Origin of the sequence: Streptomyces sp. NPDC005393, from assembly GCF_040606675.1 — a bacterium.
Lineage (GTDB): Bacteria > Actinomycetota > Actinomycetes > Streptomycetales > Streptomycetaceae > Streptomyces.
Map to the genome: position 1 here is coordinate 20,320 of NZ_JBEXFG010000038.1, position 17,915 is coordinate 38,234.

The 17,915-nt window shown below is 71.1% G+C and carries 17 protein-coding genes; 9 read left to right on the forward strand and 8 right to left on the reverse strand.

The genetic code is table 11. From position 1 onward, the window contains the following. The first annotated feature begins 45 nt into the window (after nt 1-45). From ABZS71_RS26375 to ABZS71_RS26390, 4 genes are all read left to right on the forward strand, one after another. Complete coding sequence (locus tag ABZS71_RS26375; protein ID WP_355853115.1) at nt 46-1,023, forward strand: ribose-phosphate diphosphokinase; 978 nt, start codon at nt 46-48, stop codon at nt 1,021-1,023. 197 nt (nt 1,024-1,220) lie between these two features. After that, complete coding sequence (locus ABZS71_RS26380; protein WP_356214085.1) at nt 1,221-1,820, forward strand: 50S ribosomal protein L25/general stress protein Ctc; 600 nt, start codon at nt 1,221-1,223, stop codon at nt 1,818-1,820. Nucleotides 1,821-1,919: 99 nt separating this feature from the next. Further along, on the forward strand, nt 1,920-2,510 hold the full coding sequence (pth, locus tag ABZS71_RS26385) for an aminoacyl-tRNA hydrolase (RefSeq protein WP_355853121.1): 591 nt from the start codon (nt 1,920-1,922) through the stop codon (nt 2,508-2,510). 69 nt (nt 2,511-2,579) lie between these two features. Further along, nucleotides 2,580-3,098: a hypothetical protein gene (locus ABZS71_RS26390; RefSeq protein ID WP_356214087.1), complete on the forward strand. Its 519-nt coding sequence runs from the start codon at nt 2,580-2,582 to the stop codon at nt 3,096-3,098. Nucleotides 3,099-4,016: 918 nt separating this feature from the next. On the opposite strand, the gene ppc is transcribed toward ABZS71_RS26390, so the two are convergent. Next, nucleotides 4,017-6,737, reverse strand: a complete 2,721-nt coding sequence (ppc, locus tag ABZS71_RS26395) for a phosphoenolpyruvate carboxylase (RefSeq protein ID WP_356214089.1) — start codon at nt 6,735-6,737, stop codon at nt 4,017-4,019. A gap of 246 nt (nt 6,738-6,983) precedes the next feature. Between ppc and ABZS71_RS26400 the strand changes: the two genes are divergently transcribed. Both ABZS71_RS26400 and ABZS71_RS26405 read left to right on the forward strand, forming a co-directional pair. Next, a complete protein-coding gene (locus tag ABZS71_RS26400) occupies nt 6,984-7,964 on the forward strand; it encodes a fatty acid desaturase (protein WP_356214091.1) in 981 nt (326 codons plus the stop codon). Beyond that, on the forward strand, nt 7,961-8,671 hold the full coding sequence (locus ABZS71_RS26405) for a TetR/AcrR family transcriptional regulator (RefSeq protein ID WP_355858648.1): 711 nt from the start codon (nt 7,961-7,963) through the stop codon (nt 8,669-8,671). The genes ABZS71_RS26400 and ABZS71_RS26405 overlap by 4 nt, the downstream gene beginning before the upstream one ends. A gap of 325 nt (nt 8,672-8,996) precedes the next feature. Here the strand turns inward: ABZS71_RS26405 and ABZS71_RS26410 are convergent, their stop codons facing one another. Then, entirely contained in the window at nt 8,997-9,143 is a 147-nt protein-coding gene (locus ABZS71_RS26410) for a hypothetical protein (protein WP_356214093.1), read from the reverse strand. Continuing rightward, nucleotides 9,140-9,964, reverse strand: a complete 825-nt coding sequence (locus tag ABZS71_RS26415) for a trans-aconitate 2-methyltransferase (protein ID WP_356214095.1) — start codon at nt 9,962-9,964, stop codon at nt 9,140-9,142. The genes ABZS71_RS26410 and ABZS71_RS26415 overlap by 4 nt, the downstream gene beginning before the upstream one ends. 104 nt (nt 9,965-10,068) lie before the next feature. Here ABZS71_RS26415 and ABZS71_RS26420 point away from each other — a divergent pair, with 104 nt between their 5' ends. Next, nucleotides 10,069-10,566 carry a MarR family transcriptional regulator gene (locus tag ABZS71_RS26420; protein ID WP_356214097.1) on the forward strand — a complete coding sequence of 166 codons (498 nt, stop codon included), beginning with the start codon at nt 10,069-10,071 and terminating at the stop codon, nt 10,564-10,566. On the opposite strand, the gene ABZS71_RS26425 is transcribed toward ABZS71_RS26420, so the two are convergent. The 4 genes from ABZS71_RS26425 to galT form a co-directional block, all read right to left on the reverse strand. Next, nucleotides 10,525-11,376, reverse strand: a complete 852-nt coding sequence (locus ABZS71_RS26425) for a response regulator transcription factor (protein WP_355858660.1) — start codon at nt 11,374-11,376, stop codon at nt 10,525-10,527. The two genes, ABZS71_RS26420 and ABZS71_RS26425, sit on opposite strands and share 42 nt — an antisense overlap. A gap of 330 nt (nt 11,377-11,706) precedes the next feature. Continuing rightward, nucleotides 11,707-12,912: a galactokinase gene (gene galK, locus ABZS71_RS26430; RefSeq protein ID WP_356214099.1), complete on the reverse strand. Its 1,206-nt coding sequence runs from the start codon at nt 12,910-12,912 to the stop codon at nt 11,707-11,709. After that, nucleotides 12,909-13,886 carry a UDP-glucose 4-epimerase GalE gene (gene galE, locus ABZS71_RS26435; protein WP_356214101.1) on the reverse strand — a complete coding sequence of 326 codons (978 nt, stop codon included), beginning with the start codon at nt 13,884-13,886 and terminating at the stop codon, nt 12,909-12,911. The genes galK and galE overlap by 4 nt, the downstream gene beginning before the upstream one ends. Continuing rightward, the gene (gene galT / locus ABZS71_RS26440; RefSeq protein WP_356214103.1) at nt 13,883-14,926 is read right to left on the reverse strand and encodes a galactose-1-phosphate uridylyltransferase; all 1,044 of its coding nucleotides are present in this window, start codon (nt 14,924-14,926) and stop codon (nt 13,883-13,885) included. Before galT ends, galE begins: the two co-directional genes overlap by 4 nt. Nucleotides 14,927-15,102: 176 nt before the next feature. On the opposite strand from galT, the gene ABZS71_RS26445 reads away from it, so the two are divergent. Then, complete coding sequence (locus ABZS71_RS26445) at nt 15,103-16,770, forward strand: sodium:solute symporter family protein (protein ID WP_356214105.1); 1,668 nt, start codon at nt 15,103-15,105, stop codon at nt 16,768-16,770. Nucleotides 16,771-16,798: 28 nt separating this feature from the next. Further along, nucleotides 16,799-17,113, forward strand: coding sequence for a hypothetical protein (locus ABZS71_RS26450; RefSeq protein ID WP_355858674.1), 315 nt, complete (start codon nt 16,799-16,801; stop codon nt 17,111-17,113). Nucleotide 17,114: 1 nt separating this feature from the next. Here the strand turns inward: ABZS71_RS26450 and ABZS71_RS26455 are convergent, their stop codons facing one another. Beyond that, nucleotides 17,115-17,804, reverse strand: a complete 690-nt coding sequence (locus tag ABZS71_RS26455; RefSeq protein WP_355858677.1) for a LuxR C-terminal-related transcriptional regulator — start codon at nt 17,802-17,804, stop codon at nt 17,115-17,117. Between the last annotated feature and the right edge of the window lie 111 nt (nt 17,805-17,915).

Genomic DNA, 17,915 nt, shown 5'->3' on the forward strand with positions numbered 1-17,915 from the left:
CGTAACGTGATAAGCGCACCAAAGTGACATCCAAGGAGATTTGCTGTGACCGGGATCAAGACGACCGGCGAGAAGAAACTGATGCTCTTTTCCGGCCGCGCCCACCCCGAGCTGGCCGAGGAGGTCGCCCACGAGTTGGGCGTCAGCTTGGTCCCGACCAAGGCATTCGACTTCGCCAACGGCGAGATCTACGTCCGCTTCCAGGAGTCCGCGCGCGGTGCCGACTGCTTCCTGATCCAGAGCCACACGGCTCCGATCAATAAGTGGATCATGGAGCAGCTCATCATGCTCGATGCGCTGAAGCGGGCCTCCGCGCGCTCCATCACGGTGATCGTGCCCTTCTACGGCTACGCCCGCCAGGACAAGAAGCACCGCGGCCGTGAGCCGATCTCGGCCCGGCTGATCGCCGATGTGTTCAAGACCGCGGGCGCCGACCGCATCCTCACGGTCGATCTGCACACCGACCAGATCCAGGGCTTCTTCGACGGCCCGGTCGATCACCTCTTCGCGCTGCCGCTCCTCGCGGACTACGTGGGCGCCAAGGTCGACCGCGCCAAGCTCACCGTGGTCTCGCCGGACGCCGGCCGGGTGCGGGTCGCCGACCGCTGGTGCGACCGGCTCGGCGCGCCGCTGGCCATCGTGCACAAGCGGCGTGACCCGGATGTGGCCAACCGGGTCACCGTCCACGAGGTGGTCGGCGATGTCCGGGGCCGGGTGTGTGTGCTGGTCGACGACATGATCGACACCGGTGGCACCATCTGCGCCGCGGCGGACGCGCTGTTCGCCAACGGGGCGGAGGATGTGATCGTGACGGCCACCCACGGTGTGCTGTCCGGTCCGGCCGCCGACCGGCTGAAGAACTCCAAGGTCAGCGAGTTCGTCTTCACCAACACCCTGCCGACCCCGGGCGAGGTCGAGCTGGACAAGGTCACCGTGCTGTCGATGGCGCCCACCATCGCCCGCGCCGTCCAGGAGGTCTTCGAGGACGGCTCCGTGACCAGCCTCTTCGAGGAGCAGGTCTGATGGGCTTAGCCCCTGACCGCCGCAGCTGAGGCCACTCCCGTCAGGGGGTGGCCTCAGCCATTGGTAGACTTGGGGGGTTGCTCGGCGAGGGAGGCTGTGTTTCACACGGCTGTCCGTTATCGACGCGCTCTTCGTAGCAGGTCTGTCGTGGGCCGGGTGACGCCCACACACCGCACATGAACTACGAGGAGTGCCCCATGGCCGAGGTCAAGATCCCCGCACAGCCCCGCACCGAGTTCGGCAAGGGTGCCGCCCGCCGCACCCGGGCCGCGGGCCGCGTCCCCGGCGTTGTCTACGGTCACGGCGTCGACCCGCTGCATGTCACCCTTCCGGGCCACGCCCTGCTGATGGCGCTCAAGACCTCGAACGTCCTGATCCGTCTGGACGTCGAGGGCGGCAAGGACGAGCTGGTCATCCCCAAGGCCGTGCAGCGCCACCCCATCAAGATCGGTGTCATCGAGCACATCGACCTGCTGCTGGTGCGGAGGGGCGAGAAGGTCACCGTCGAGATCCCGATCCAGACCGAGGGCGAGCTGGCCCCCGGCGGCAACCTGCTTGAGCACGTGCTGAACGCGCTGCCGGTCGAGGCCGAGGCGACCCACATCCCGGAGTCGGTCACCGTCTCCATCGACGGTCTGGACGCCGGTCACTCCATCCTCGCCAAGGACATCACCCTCCCGGCCGGCACCACCCTGGCCGTCGAGGAGGACGCGGTCGTCCTCCAGGTCGTCGCGGCGCAGGCCGAGGCTCCGGCCGAGGAGGCCGCCGAGGGCGTGGCCGAGGGCGCCGAGGCGTAAGCTCCGGCTCGCCTTTCCTCTTCTCCGGCCGCCGTCCCGCCCCTGTCGCCGTTCCCGGCCAGGCGGTGGGGCGGCGGCCGTCCTCAAGGAGATACGCAGATGACGGACGACGCGAGCCCCTGGCTCGTCGTGGGCCTCGGCAACCCCGGAGCCGAGTACGCCGCCAACCGCCACAACGTCGGCTTCATGGTGGCCGATCTGCTGGCCGAGCGCATGGGTGCCCGTTTCAAGGCGCACAAGGCCCGCGCCCAGGTCGTCGAGGGGCGTATCGGCCCGCCCGGTCCGGCGAGCCGCCGGGTCATCGTCGCCAAGCCGATGTCCTTCATGAACCTCTCGGGCGGACCGACCACCGCGCTGCGTGACTTCTACAAGGTGCCGGTCGATCATGTCGTGGCGATCCACGACGAATTGGACATCGACTACGGCATGCTGCGGCTGAAGTTCGGCGGTGGTGACAATGGCCACAACGGCCTGAAGTCGATCACCAAGTCGCTGGGCGCGGACTACCTCCGGGTGCGCTTCGGGATCGGGCGTCCGCCCGGCCGGATGGATGTCGCGGCGTTCGTGCTGAAGGACTTCTCCGCCGCGGAGCGCAGGGAGTTGGACTATTTCGTGGACCGCGCGGCGGACGCCGTCGAGACGTTGCTCATCGACGGACTCGAGCGCGCCCAGGGCACGTACAACTCCTGAAAAGCGGCCTTCGCCCGTTTGTTCGGCCGGAGGTTGACCCGGGACCCGGCGATGGCCAGGATCGCCGCCATGGCTTCCCCCGGCACCACCAAGCGCAGCCGTACGCGACGGGCGAGCGAGAGCGCGTTCGGGCTTCTGCTGCTCGCGAAGAACGTGACGATGGCGCTTGTGGCGCTGCTCATTCTGGTCGCCGGGGTGTGGTCCTCCTGGGCCGACGCCAAGCCGGCGATGCTCACCAAGGGGCTTGAGCGCGGCACGGTCACGGTGGCCGGCTGCGGCAACGACTGGTGCACCGGCTCCTTCGCCCCCGCCCGGGCCGGCGGCGATTCCCACCGCCGGGTACGGGTCGACGAGACGGTCACCGACGGGGTGGGCGACCGGGTGCCGGTGGTCGTCAAACCCGGTACGGACGAGGTCGTCCGCACCGGCGCGGGGGGCGTCCTCCACGCCTGGGTGCCCTTCGGCGGCGCGCTGCTGCTGGGCGCGCTGGTCGTCGCCGGCGGCCTCGGCATGCGCCGCACGGCCTGGGCACTGGGCTTCCTGGGCGCGGCCCTCCTGGGCGCCACGTTCGCGACCTTGACGGTGTAACGCGGCGCCCCCGCGTGCGGGCTTGCGCATCGTCCGCGCTCCCCCGCCGCGTCACGACCGATCGGATGGCCCCGGCCGGTCAGGCACCGCCGGACCGCACCACACGGGCCCTCGCCACCGCGGCGGCAGGACGCCCCGCATCCCCGGACGACCGGCCCGGGCCGGTTTCGGTACCGCTGGGCGGCTGTCGGCCGATCCGGGAACTACCCCGCCGCCGCGAACGGCCTCGGCAGCTGCACCCAGGGCCAGGAGCCGCAGCCCGCCCCCACCGCCGCAGGCGAATTCGGCGGCGGCAACACAGTTGCCCCAAGGCCAGGAGGCACCACCCGACACCCACACCGCAAACGGCTTCGGCAGCGGCGACGCAGTGGCCTCAGGGCCAGGAGCCGCGACCCGACCCTCCCACCGCCGCAGACGGTAACGGCAACGGCAACGCAGCGGCCCCCACAGCCGGGAGGCGAGCCAAGCCTCACCCCGCCGCTCCCGGCTCGGCAGCGGCGAAGCCTGCCGCCACCGGGGCCATCCCCAACCGCCGCAGGCGGACTCGGCAGCGGCGACGCAGCGGCCCCCAGGGCCAGGAGCCGCGACCCGACCCTCCCACCGCCGCAGACGGTAACGGCAACGGCGACGCAGCGGCCCCCACGGCCGGGAGGCGAGCCGAGCCTCACGCCGCCGCTCCCGGCTCGGCAGCGGCGAAGCCTGCTGCCACCGGGGTCATCCCAACCGCCGCAGGCGGACTCGGCAGCGGCGAAGCCTGCTGCCACCGGGGCCAGGAGATCCCCAACCGCCGCAGGCGGATTCGGCAGCGGCGAAGCCTGCTGCCCGGCGGGGCCGGGGGCGGAGCCCCCGGGTGCCACGCCACAGCAACGGGCGGCGGCCCGCTCCGCCAGGAGCGGGCCGCCGCCCGTTCGCGCCGATTCAGCCGGTGTTGCGCAGACCGGCGGCGACGCCGTTGACCGTGAGGAGCAGGGCGCGGGCGAGCAGGGGGTCCGGCTCTTCGCCGCGCTCGCGGGCGGTGCGCTGGCGGTGCAGCAGGCTGACCTGGAGGTAGGAGATCGGGTCGAGGTAGGCGTCCCGGACGTGGAAGGTCTGCCGCAGCACCGGGTTGGAGTCGAGGAGTTCCCGCTCGCCCGTGATGCGCAGCACTTCCCGCACGGTCAGCTCGTGCTCCGCCTGGATGACATCGAAGACGTGCTTCAGCTCGTCCGGCACCAGGGTGTCGACGTAGTGCCGGGCGATCCGCAGGTCCGTCTTGGCGAGGGTCATCTCGACGTTGGACAGGAAGTTGCGGAAGAAGTGCCAGTGCTGGTGCATCTCGTCGAGGACGCCGTCGAGCCCGGCCTCGCGCGCGGCCTTGAGGCCCGAGCCGACGCCGAACCATCCGGGGACGATCTGCCGCGACTGGGTCCAGCCGAAGACCCACGGGATGGCCCGCAGGCCGTCCAGGCCGGCGCCGGAGTCGGGCCGGCGCGACGGCCGGGAGCCCAGGTGGAGTTCGGCGAGCTGGTCCACCGGTGTGGAGGCGAAGAAGTAGGCGGGCAGGTCGGGGTCCTCGACCAGCGCGCGGTAGGCGCTGTGGGCGGCGTCGGAGACGGTGTCCATCGCCGAGTCCCAGCGGGCGAGCGCCTGGTCCGACTGGCGCGGGGCGGTGTGGAGGGCCGACGCCTGGAGGGTGGCCGCGACCGTCAGCTCCAGGTTCTCCCGGGCCAGCGACGGTACGAGGTACTTGTCGGAGATGACCTCGCCCTGCTCGGTCACCTTGATCTCGCCTTCGAGGGTGCCCCAGGGCTGGGCGAGGATCGCGTCGTGGGTGGGGCCGCCGCCGCGGCCGACGGTGCCGCCGCGGCCGTGGAAGAGGCGCAGCCGTACGCCGTGCCGGTGGGCGACGTCGCGCAGTAGCCGCTGGGCGCGGTGGATCTCCCACTGGGAGGTGGTGATGCCGCCGAACTTGGAGGAGTCGGAGTAGCCGAGCATGACCTCCTGGACGTCGCCGCGCAGGGCGACGAGCCGCCGGTAGGAGGGGTCGGCGAGCATCTCGTCGAGGAGCTGGTCGGCGATCTTGAGCTCTTCGGTGGTCTCCAGCAGCGGGACGATGCCGATCTTCGCCCAGCCGGCGTGCAGATCGATCAGGCCGGCTTCGCGGGCGAGGACGGCGGCGGCGAGGACGTCGTCCGAGCCCGCGCACATGGAGATGATGTAGGACTCGACGATCTCGGGGCCGAACCGCTCGAAGGATTCGCGGATGGTCTGGAAGACGCCGAGGGTCTTGGCGCCGGCGGCGTCCAGCGGCGCCGGGGACGGGGCGAGCGGGCGGCGGGAGCGCAGCTCCTTGGCGAGGAGCTTGCGGCGGTAGTCGCGCGGCATGTCGGCGTACCGCCAGGACTCCTCGCCGAGCCGGTCGAAGAGCTGGCCGAGCGCGTGGTGGTGGGCGTCGGCGTGTTCGCGTACGTCCATCGTGGCGAGCTGGAGGCCGAAGGCGGCGAGCGTGCGGATCGCGCGCTCCAGCCGGCCGTCGGCGATCAGCTGGCCGCGGTGGGCGCGCAGCGAGTCCTGGATGAGGTGGAGGTCGGCGAGCATCTCGGTGGTGCCGAGGTAGTCGCGGCCGGGCTGGTGCGGGGTGTCGGCGGCGAGCCGTTCGCGGGTGTTGACGAGCTTCTGCCGCATGCAGGTGGCCTTGAGCCGGTAGGGCTCCTCGGCGTTGAGCCGCTTGTAGCGGGGGCTGATCTCCGGCAGCAGCTCCAGGTCGCGCTGGAGGGAGGCGAGCAGTTCCTCGGAGGCGTCGGAGTTGCGGATGGAGCTGGAGAGGGCGGCGCGCAGATCGTCGATGATCTGCAGCGCGTCGGTGATGCCGTGCTCGTGCTGGAGGATCAGCACCTCTCGGGTCACCTCGGGGGTGACGTTGGGGTTGCCGTCGCGGTCGCCGCCGATCCAGGTGCCGAAGGTGAGGGGGCGGGTGGTGGCGGGCAGCTCGACGCCGACGCGCTCCAGCTCGGCGGTGAGGTCCTCGAGGACGTCGCCGACGGCGCCCGCGTGCAGCTCGTCGAGGTAGTAGATGGCGTTGCGGGCCTCGTCGGCGGGCTCGGGGCGGGCGACCCGCAGCTCGTCGGTCTGCCACAGCAGGTCGATGTTCTCGGCGAGCCGCAGATCGGCGCGGCGCGCCTCGCCGCCGACGGCGAGGGTGTCGAGCAGTTCGGCGATCCGGCGCAGCTTGTTGAGGACGGTGCGGCGGGCGGCCTCGGTGGGGTGCGCGGTGAAGACGGGGCGAACGTTGAGGTGCTGGACGGTCTGCCGCAGATGGTCGGGGTCGGCGTCCTTGAGCTGGTCGGCGGTGCGGGCGAGGATGCCGCCCTCGGCGTCGCGGCGGGCGCGCAGCTCTCGGCCGCGGTGCACCTGCTCGGTGACGTTCGCCAGATGGAAGTAGGTGGAGAACGCGCGTACGAGCTTGGCCGCGGTCTGTAGATCGGTGGAACCGAGCAGCTCGGCGGCGGCCTCGCCGTCACTGCGAGTGAGGGCGCGGACGCGCTCGACGAGGTCGAGGAGGTCGGGGCCCTCCTGCCGGACGAGGGTTTCGCCGAGAATGTCGCCCAGACGGCGGATATCGGCGCGCAGGGCGGCGTTGGTGTTGTCGGCACTGCTCACAGGTGCGGGCTCCTTGCAGTGAACGGGGTTCGAAGCAGGGGCGGAGCGCTTGCGCGACTTGCGCCGCCGGCCCCGGACCCGGTGCTTTCGGCCATGTGCGGACCGCGCTGTCCGACGCCACCCAGGATAGGCGGCACGAGCCTGGGCGAGACCAGAGCCCTATTGCCCCGCTTCCTGGCCCTGCCATACTTACGTCGCCGTAGGTTACGGATCCGTAGCCCAGCCCCGAGCCCCACGAGGGATCCCATGACTGCAAGCCCCGACGTGGTCCATGACGCGCCGCAGGCCCAGGAGCCCCCGCTTCCCTCCGCCACGCTCGGCGGGGACAGCAAGCGTTCCATCGAACAGATCACCCTCCTCCTGTTCATCACCCTCCCGTTCGTCGCGCTGGTCGCAGCCGTTCCCCTGGCCTGGGGCTGGGGCGTGAGCTGGCTGGATCTGGCGCTGATGGTGGCCATGTACTACATCGGCTGCCATGGCATCACCATCGGCTTCCACCGCTACTTCACCCATGGCTCGTTCAAGGCCAAGCGGCCGCTGCGGATCGCGCTGGCGATCGCCGGGTCGCTGGCGGTGGAGGGGCCGCTGGTCCGCTGGGTCGCCGACCACCGCAGGCACCACAAGTTCTCCGACGCGGAGGGTGACCCGCACTCTCCGTGGCGGTACGGCGACACAGTTCCGGCCCTGATGAAGGGGTTGTGGTGGGCCCATATCGGCTGGATGTTCGACGAGGAGCAGACGCCTCAGTACAAGTACGCACCGGACCTGATCAAGGACGACGCGATCCGTCGTGTCAGCCGGCAGTTCGTGACCTGGACGCTCGTCTCGCTGCTGCTGCCCGCGCTGATCGGCGGACTGGTGACCTGGTCCTGGCAGGGCGCGCTGACCGCCTTCTTCTGGGGGTCTCTCGTCCGGGTGGCGTTGTTGCACCATGTGACCTGGTCGATCAACTCGATCTGCCACGCGGTCGGCAAGCGTCCGTTCAAGTCGCGTGACCGGTCCGGCAATGTGTGGTGGCTCGCGGTGCTCTCGTGCGGCGAGTCCTGGCACAACCTGCACCACGCGGACCCGACCTGTGCGCGCCACGGGGTAATGAAGGGCCAGCTGGACTCCAGCGCCCGGATCATCCGCTGGTTCGAGAAGGCGGGCTGGGCGTATGACGTCCGGTGGCCGAACGAGGCCCGTATCGACTCCCGCCGTCAGACGGAATCCGCCAAAGCGGCATGATAGAGGGCGTGGCGACCGACAGTAATACCAGTGGTAACAAGGACCGGCCCGTCAGGGCCGTCCGGCCCTCCGGATCCGGGGCACGCCGGCCCCGCCGGGTCCGGATGACCGGCAAGGAGCGCCGGGAGCAGCTGCTGGACATCGGTCGCGCGCTCTTCGCCGAGCGCGGCTTCGAGGGCACCTCGGTGGAGGAGATCGCGGCGAAGGCCGGGGTCTCCAAGCCGGTGGTGTACGAGCACTTCGGCGGCAAGGAGGGGCTGTACGCGGTCGTGGTGGACCGTGAGATGCGGCGGATGCTGGACATGGTGACCACCTCCCTGACCGCCGGCCATCCGCGTGAGCTGTGCGAACAGGCCACGTTCGCCCTTCTGGACTACATCGAGGAGTACACGGACGGCTTCCGCATCCTCGTCCGTGACTCCCCCGTCGCCCAGTCGACGGGCACCTTCGCCTCGCTGATCAGCGATATCGCCACCCAGGTGGAGGACATCCTGGGGCTGGAGTTCAAGGCCCGCGGCTTCGACGCCAAGCTCGCCCCGCTCTACGCACAGGCCCTGGTCGGCATGGTCGCCCTGACCGGCCAGTGGTGGCTCGACGTCCGTAAGCCCAAGAAGGCCGAGGTCGCGGCCCATCTGGTCAATCTGGCCTGGCACGGCCTGGACGGTCTGGAGCCGAAGCCGCGGCTGATAGGCCACCGCAAGTCCTGAAGGCGCCGAGTCGTCCCTCCCCAGCTCACCGGCTGCCGGGCCGAGCCCGCGTACACCGTGGCGTACGCCTACACGCGGCTCGACGACCTCGGCCAGGGCACCCCCGCCAGAGGCCGGACCTCGCCCACGCGGCCCGCCGCCACCGCCTGCCTTCGCGCCTTCGTCCACGGCAGGGCACGGCTCCTGTACGAGAGCGGTCATCGTGAAGCACCTCCTCCATCAGGGTGGGCGCCGACGCCACTGCGGCACAAGCGACACCGTGACGCCAAGCGGCCGCTCGACGCGCCGGACCGGAAACCCGGGCCGATCATCCGGTCGGGTGAGCTCACCCGACCGGTTCCAGGAATTCCAGCCGGTTGCCGGCCGGGTCCTCGGAGTAGTCATGCCGGGCACCTCGCCGTAGTAGGCGCGCAGCGCGGGCCCGGGTGCCGGGTGGGGCCGCGAGCTGGGCATGGTCGAGCGCTGTGATCACCGCCCCCCCTTCCGTGCGACGACGAAGATGCGGCGGAAGGGGAAGGCTGTGCCGTAGGAGCCCGAGGGGTAGGCCTCGCGGAGGAGGGCGGCGTATGCGGCCAAGAACTCCTCGCGGGCCGTCGGGTCGTCGGCGAGGGCCGTGAGGACGGGGCGCAGGGCGGTGCCCTTGACCCAGTCGAGGACCGGGTCGGGGCCGGTGAGGATCTGGAGGTAGGTGGTCTCCCAGGCGTCGACCTCGCAGCCGAGGGCGGTGAGGCGGTCCAGGTAGGCGATCGGCTCCAGGACCGAGGCGGGGTCGCGGAGGCGGTCGGCGAGGCGGGGGTGCCAGCGGGGGGAGGCGCACAGGTCGCGGAGGAGGGTGTGGCTGGGGGAGGTGAAGTTGCCGGGGACCTGGAAGGCGAGGGTGCCGCCGGGGCGGAGGGCGGCGAGCCAGGTCGCGAAGGCGTCGGCGTGGCCGGGCACCCACTGCAGGGCGGCGTTGGAGACGATCAGGTCGTACGGCTCTTCCGGGGCCCAGTGCAGGACGTCGGCGGAGCGGAAGTCGAGGTGGCCGCCGCCGGTGGTGGGGCCGGCGAGGGGGCGGGCCTCGGCGAGCATCTCGGCGGAGTTGTCGAGGCCGGTGACATGGGCGCCGGGCCAGCGGTCGAAGAGCAGGACGGTGACGTTGCCGGGGCCGCAGCCGAGGTCGGCGATCCGCACGGGCCGGCCGGGGGCGGCCGGCGGTTCGGGGACATGGGCCAGCAGATCGCGGAAGGGGCGGGTCCGGTGCTGGGCGTGGCGCAGATACTGGCGCGGATCCCAGTGGGGTGAGGTGGTCATGGTCGGTCCCCCTGCGGGTACGGTCGTTGGCGCCCTTACCGTGCTCCACAATGTCTCTTGATGTCAAGAGACTTCATGTCGACAGACCTATTAGACTGATCGCCATGGAGGACGAGGTCGATCGGCTGGTCGCGGCATGGCAGCGGGAACGCCCCGACCTGGACGTGGAACCACTCGAAGTGCTCAGCCGGGTCAGCCGGCTGGCCCGGCATCTCGACCGGGCGCGGCGGATCGCCTTCTCCGAGCACAACCTGGAGCCGTGGGAGTTCGACGTCCTGACCTCGCTGCGCCGGGCCGGGGCCCCGTATCAGCTCTCCCCGGGGCAGCTGCTGACCCAGACCCTGGTCACCTCGGGCACCATGACCAACCGCATCGACCGGCTGGCCAAGAAGGGCCTGGTCGAGCGGCGGCCCGATCCCAGCGACCGGCGCGGGGTGCTGGTCCGGCTGACCGCCGAGGGGCGTGACCGCGCCGACCAGGCGCTCTCCGAGCTGCTGGACCAGGAGCGCGCCCTTCTCGCCGAGCTCTCCACGGCCCAGCGGGCCGAACTGGCGGCGCTGCTACGCCAGCTGACCGCCCCGTTCGACAATCTCCCCGGCTAGGTCGACCGGGCCGACCCCGGCCCGCCGGGCCAGCGCCACGGCCGCCAGCGTGGAGTGCACCCCCAGCTTGCCCAGCACATTCTGCATATGGGTGCGCACGGTGTGCGGGGAGAGGAAGAGCCGCTCGGCGACGGCCTTGCGGCCGAGCCCGGCCACCATGCAGCGCAGCACCTCACGCTCACGCGGCGTCAGCGACTCGACCAGCCGCTCGCTCTCCGTGCGGTGCTTACGGGCGGCCGTCAACTCCCGCAGAACGCCGGTGAGCAGCGCGGGCGGCAGATGCGTCTCATCGCGGAGCACGCCCCGGATGACCGCGAGCAGCCGGACCAGCGAGCAGTCCTTGGCGACCCAGCCGCACGCCCCGGCCTGCAGTGCCGCCGCCGCGCGGCGCGGATCGTCGCGCTCGGCCAGCACCACGGTGCGCACGCCCGGCTGTGCGGTGCGGACGCCGCCGACCAGCGATATGCCGTCCGCCGCTCGCCCGTTCACCGCGCGGCCGGGCGGGGCGCCGGGCCCGCTGCCGGGCGGTGCGCCCAGGGCCCCGCCGCGCGCCCCGCCGTAGGCCGCTTCGGCCGGCGCCGGCAGCGGCGGCGGGGCCGCGGCGTCGGTGGCCGCCGTGCCCAGATCGGCGTCGACCAGCAGCACATCGAAGCGGCGACCCTCGGCCGCTCCGCGCTCCAGACAGCGCAGCGCCGCCGGGCCGCTTCCGGCCGCCGCCACGTCCACGTCCTGCTCCGCCGCGAGGGCGGCGGCCAGTGACTCGGCGAAAATACGATGGTCGTCGACCACGAGAACCCGAATACGTGCCACGGACACCCCCCACGTCGCCGGATGAACCCCGGATACACCGAGAAGCAGTGCAAGTACGGCGCCCGGCGAGAGGTCATCGCAACCCGCACGGCCGCCGCCGTGCTGTGATTGCTACCCCGCCCCGGGCGTCGTACCTGACTGTCTCGCCCCCTGATAGGCGTCGGCCCCCACCGACGCTGTACTCAGAGTAAGGCCGGGGTCCGACATCTGAAGGGAATTATCGAAACTGACTGTCCTCGCCTGTTCACTGTGTGCTTTGTGTTCACTCTTGAGGAGTAAGTGTCCCTAGAAGGGCGAAATTTGACCGAGGAACGGCCGACGCCGCCGGCACTACAGCCGCCGCGCCCCCGCGCTCGGCACCGCCGGGAAGATCCGCGGCGCCCGGTATCCGGCCCCGCCGAAGGCCTCGGTCACCGCCTTGGCCACCGCCTCCGCATCCGCCTCCGCGACCAGCACGATCGCCGAACCGCCGAAGCCGCCGCCGGTCATCCGCGCCCCGAGCGCCCCCGCCTCGTTCGCCGACTCCACGACGAGATCGAGCTCGGCGCACGAGACCTCGAAGTCGTCCCGGCACGACGCGTGCCCGGCGGTCAGGAGCGGCCCGATGGAGCAGGTGTCCCCCGCGTCGAGCCGCTCGATGACCTGCTCGACCCGGCGGTCCTCGGTCACCACATGGCGGACCCGCCGCACCACCGTATCGCCCTCACCCGCCCGCGCGAGCCGGGCGAGCGCCGCGTCCAGCCCCTCGAACGGCACATCGCGCAGCGCCCGTACCCCGAGCGTCCGCGCGGCCGACTCGCACGCGGCGCGCCGGTCGGCGTACGCGCCGTCCCCCAGCGCATGCTTGACCCGGGTGTCCACGACCAGCAGCCGCAGCCCCTCCGCCGCCAGATCGAACGGCACCTGGCGCTGGGTGAGGTCGCGGGCGTCGAGGAAGAGCGCATGGCCCTCGGCGCAGCACGCCGACGCCATCTGGTCCATGATCCCGCAGGGGACGCCCACGAAGACGTTCTCCGCGCGCTGGCACAGCTGGGCGATGCGCTGGGGGTCGAGCCCGAGCGCGTACAGATCGTTCAGCGCGGTGGCCGTGACCACCTCCAGCGCGGCGGACGAGGAGAGCCCGGCGCCCGTGGGCACGGTGGACTCGTAGTGCAGATCCGCCCCGCCGGCCGCGGCCCCGGGCAGCAGCCCCGCCTCGCGCAGCGCCCATACGACGCCCGCCGGGTAGGCCGCCCAGCCGCCGCGGTCGCCGCCCGTGCCCACCCCGGCGACCGGGGCCAGCTCCGCCACGCGCAGCTCGACGACCCCGCCGGGGGCGTCGGCGGAGTGGAGCCGCAGCACCCCGTCCGTGCGCGGGGCGACGGCGGCCAGGCAGGTGTGCGGCAGTGCGAGCGGCATGACGAAGCCGTCGTTGTAGTCGGTGTGCTCGCCGATCAGATTGACCCGGCCCGGCGCCGCCCATACGCCCTCGGGCTCGGCCCCGTAGACCTCACGGAACCCCGCCGCCGCCCGCCGTGGGCCATGCCCGTCCGTCACTGGCTCTCCCTCCGCTGCGCGAACTCCCATGCGTCCGCGACGATTGCGGCCAGGTCGGTGCGGGTCGGGCGCCAGCCCAGGCGCTCCTTGGCCCGCTCGGCGGAGGCCACCAGCACCGCCGGGTCGCCGCCCCGGCGCGGCGCGGCGATCTCCGGGATCGGGTGGCCGGTGACCTGGCGCACCGTCTCGATGACCTCGCGGACCGAGAAGCCGTTGCCGTTGCCGAGGTTGCAGATCAGATGCTCGCCGGAGGTCGCGGCCCCCAGTGCCAGCAGATGGGCGTCGGCCAGGTCCGCGACATGGATGTAGTCGCGCACACAGGTGCCGTCGGGGGTCGGGTAGTCGTCGCCGTAGACGGAGATCGCCTCGCGCTTGCCCTGCGCGACCTGGAGCACCAGCGGGATCAGATGCGACTCGGGGTCATGGCGCTCGCCGTACGCCCCGTAGGCGCCCGCGACGTTGAAGTAGCGCAGCGAGACCGCGGCCAGGCCGTGCGCGGCGCACTCGCCGCTGATCATGTGGTCGACGGCGAGCTTGGAGGCGCCGTACGGATTGGTGGGCGCGGTCGCGGCATCCTCGGTGATCGGGACCTGGTCCGGCTCGCCGTAGGTGGCGGCGGTGGAGGAGAAGACGAGGGTGCGCACCCCCGCGTCCCGCATCGCCGCGAGCAGCTCGGTCGTGCCGCCGACGTTGTTGACCCAGTACTTCTCGGGGTGGAGGACGGACTCGCCGACCTGCGAGAAGGCCGCGAAGTGCAGCACCCCGTCGTACGAGGGGTCGAGCCACTTGGCCGCGTCCTGGATCCGGCCCTCGATGAACTCCGCGCCCTCGGGCACCCCCTCCCGGTGCCCGGTGGACAGATCGTCCAGGACGGTCACCTGGTGACCGGCCTCCAGCAGATGCGCCGCGACGACGCTGCCGACATAGCCGGCACCGCCGGTGACCAGGTACTTCTTCTGCTGCGCATTGCTCACTTGCTCGCTACCTCTCGCAGTCGCTCGGCCGCGGCCTCCGGCGGCACATCGTTGATGAACACATTCATGCCGGATTCGGAACCCGCGAGAAACTTCAGCTTGCCGGAAGTGCGGCGGATGGTGAAAAGCTCGAGGTGCAGTGCGAATTCTCCCCGGTCCGCGAGGCGATACGGCGCCTGGTGCCAGCCGGCGACGTACGGCGTCGGCGGCTCCCCCTCCCCGAAGATCCGGTCGAAGCGCTTCAAGAGTTCCAGATAGATCTGTGGAAACTCTGTGCGCGCCGCCTCGTCGAGCGCGGGCAGGTCCGGGACCCGCCGCTTCGGGTAGAGGTGCACCTCGTACGGCCAGTGGGCGGCGTAGGGGACGAAGGCGGTCCAGTGCTCGCCGTCGAGCACGACGCGCCGCCCGTCGGCCAGCTCATCGGCGACCACATCGTCGAACAGATTCCGGCCGGTGCGCTCGCGGTGCCCGGCGAGCGAGCGCAGCATCAGCCGGGTGCGCGGGGTCACGAAGGGATACCCGTAGATCTGGCCGTGCGGATGGCCGAGCGTGACGCCGATCTCCTTGCCGCGGTTCTCGAAGCAGAAGACCTGTTCGACGGAGGGGTGGTGGGCCAGCTCGGCGGTGCGGTCGGTCCAGGCGTCGAGCACCAGGCCGGCCTGGTCGGCGGTGAGATCGGCGAAGGAGGCGTCGTGGTCGGAGGTGAAGCAGACGACCTCGCATCGGCCGGAGTCCCCGGCGAGCGACGGGAAGCGGTTTTCGAAGACGACGACGTCGTAGTCGGGGGCGGGGATCTCGCTGGGCCGCCCGGGGCGGGAGGGGCACAGCGGGCACTGGTCGGCGGGCGGGTGGTAGGTGCGCGCCTGGCGGTGGGAGGCGATGGCCACATCGTCGCCGAGCAGACGGTCGTGCCGGATCTCCGAGCGGGTGGCGATGGGGTCCAGGGGCCGCGGGTCGACGGCGTCGCGCACCGCGTCGTCGCGCGCGTCGTAGTAGATCAGCTCGCGTCCGTCCGCGAGCCGCGTCGCCGTCTTCTTCACTCCGCCGCTCCTGTCATCATCCCCACCCAACCACTCAACACAACTAAACATAATGAACCACAAGCCAACAGTGGCGTCAATGTGCGGGGAAGGCGCACGGACATAGCCGGATAATTCGGATACCTTCACCGCACGTTTCCCGGTGCAGTCCGTTCACGCAATGAAGCGAGTCATCCATGCGCTATCTGGCCGAAGGGCTCCGGCTCCCCACCAACGCGCTCGACTACACGATCCTGATCCTCTACTTCGTCGTCGTCCTCGGCGTCGGCTTCGCCGCCAGACGTAGCGTGAAGACCAGCCTCGACTTCTTCCTCTCCGGCCGGTCGCTGCCCGCGTGGGTCACCGGTCTCGCCTTCATCGCCGCCAATCTCGGTGCCCTGGAGATCCTGGGCATGGCGGCCAACGGCGCGCAGTACGGGGTGTACACCGTGCACTGGTACTGGGTCGGCGCCATCCCGGCCATGGTCTTCCTCGGCCTGGTGATGATGCCGTTCTACTACGGGTCCAAGGTCAGGTCGGTCCCCGAGTTCCTGCTGCACCGCTACGGGCCGTCCTCGCATCTGCTCAGCTCGATCATCTTCTCCGTGGCGTCCATGCTGATCGCGGGCGTCAACCTCTACGCGCTGGCGATCGTCGTCGAGGCGCTGCTGGGCTGGCCGCAGTGGGTGGCCATCTTCATCGCCGGACTCTTCGTCCTCCTGTACATCACCCTGGGCGGGCTCTCCTCGGCGATCTACAACGAGGTGCTGCAGTTCTTCGTCATCCTCGCCGCCCTCATCCCGCTCACCGTCGTCGGCCTCAAACGGGTCGGCGGCTGGGGCGGGCTCAAGGATTCACTCGTCCACACCCACGGCCCCCACTTCGTCACCGCGTGGGGCGGTACGGGCATCGGCTCCCCCAACCCGCTGGGGGCCAACTGGCTGACCATCGTGCTCGGCCTCGGCTTCTGTCTGAGCTTCGGCTACTGGACGACCAACTTCGCCGAGGTGCAGCGCGCGCTGTCCGCCCAGAACCTCTCGGCCGCCCAGCGCACCCCGCTGATCGCCGCGTTCCCGAAGATGTTCATCCCGCTGATCGTGGTGGTCCCCGGGCTGATCTCCCTCGCCATCGCGCCGGACCTCGGCAAGAAGGGCGGTCCTCAGTACAACGACGCGATCCCGCTCCTGATGAGCGACCTGCTCCCCAACGGTGTGCTGGGCCTGGCGGTGACCGGCCTGCTCGCCGCCTTCATGGCGGGCATGGCGGCCAATGTGTCGTCCCTCAACACGGTCTTCACCAATGACATCTGGGGTGCGTACATCAGAAAGGGCCGGCCGGACGCGTACTACGTGCTGACCGGACGGGTGGTGACGGCGGTCGGCGTGGGGATCGGCATGGGGACGGCCTTCATCGCCTCCTCGTTCAGCAACATCATGAACTATCTGCAGACCCTGTTCTCGTTCTTCAACGTGCCCCTGTTCTGCGTCTTCATCATCGGCATGTTCTGGAAGCGGGCCACCGCCGCGGCCGGGTTCTGGGGGCTGCTGACCGGCACCGTGGCCGCAATGATCAACTACTTCTGGCTCTACAAGAACGGGGTCGTCTCCATCCCCAGCGACCAGGGCGCCAACTTCGTCTCGGCCATCGTGGCGTTCGTGGTCGGCGGCGTGGTGATGGTCGGGGTCTCGCTGTTCACCAAGCCCAAGCCGGTGGAGACGCTGGCCGGCCTGGTCTACGGGACCACCGCCCCCGGGGTGGCCGAGCCCGCCGCCGCGGGCGACGAGGCCTGGTACCGCAGACCCGCCGTGCTGGGCTTGGCCGCGATCATCCTCGCGGCCCTGTGCTACATCCCGTTCTCCCTGTGATCCTCCGGCCGGAAAGGAGCCCCGCGCCATGAGCGACGAATACGACTACCAGCACCAGGTCGAGGAGCTCGAGAAGAAGTCGGCGACCGCGGCCCGGCTCTTCGATGTGCGGCGCATCATCGGCGGCCTGTTCGTGACCTACGGGATCATCGTCACGATCGCCGGGATCACCGTCTCCGACACGGGCCTGAAGAAGGCCCAGAACATCAACATCAACCTCTGGACCGGCCTGTGCATGCTCGCTCTCGGGCTGTTCTTCCTGCTCTGGATGAAGCTCAGGCCGCTGGCCGCCCCGCACCCCGCCCCGGAGCCGGAGGCCCGGGGCGGGGACGAACAGGGCTGAGCTACTGCGGCGGCGGCGACGCCCGGCGCGACGCCGCCCGGTCCAGCAGCCCGGTGCGCGCGGCCAGCGCCGCCGCCTCCAGCCGCGACCCCACGCCGAGCTTCATCAGCACCCGCTGCACATGGGTGCGGGCCGTGCTGGGCGCGATCCCCATCCCCGCCGCGATCAGCCGGGTGTCCTCGCCCTCGGCGACCCGCACCAGCACCTCGACCTCGCGCGGGGTGAGCATGCGCAGCAGCCGGGCGCCCTCGTCATCGGGCTGGGCGGCGGGGTTGAGCAGCTCCGCGAACGCCCCCTGCAGCAGCTGCGGCGCCACGGCCGCCTCTCCCGCCCGCGCCTTCATCATGGCGCGCTCGACGCCCTCGATCCGCTCGTCGTGGCGCACATAGCCGGACGCCCCGGACGCGAACGCGGCGGCGATGCCGCGCGGGCTCGGCACCGGGCCGAGCACCACGACCGCGACCTGCGGCCGCTCCTTCTTTATCCGCACGACCGGTTCGAACACTCCGGGCTCGGCGGGTGCCGCCGTGCCCAGCAGACACACCTCCGGCGCCCGGCTCACCACCAGCTCCGCCGCGCCCGCGCTCGGCGCCGCCGCCGCGAGCACCCGGTGCCCGCGCAGCTTCAACGCCGAGGCGAGCGCCTCCGCGAGCAGACGGTGATCGTCGACCACCATGAGTCGCACGCCCATGAGCTCCCCCCATTCGCTCAGGGGGGAAAGCTACACGCTTGTTCGACGTTCCGCGCCCCTTACCGGGGAGAAGCCCCCCGGAATATCGAAATCCCGGCCATTCGTGCCTAC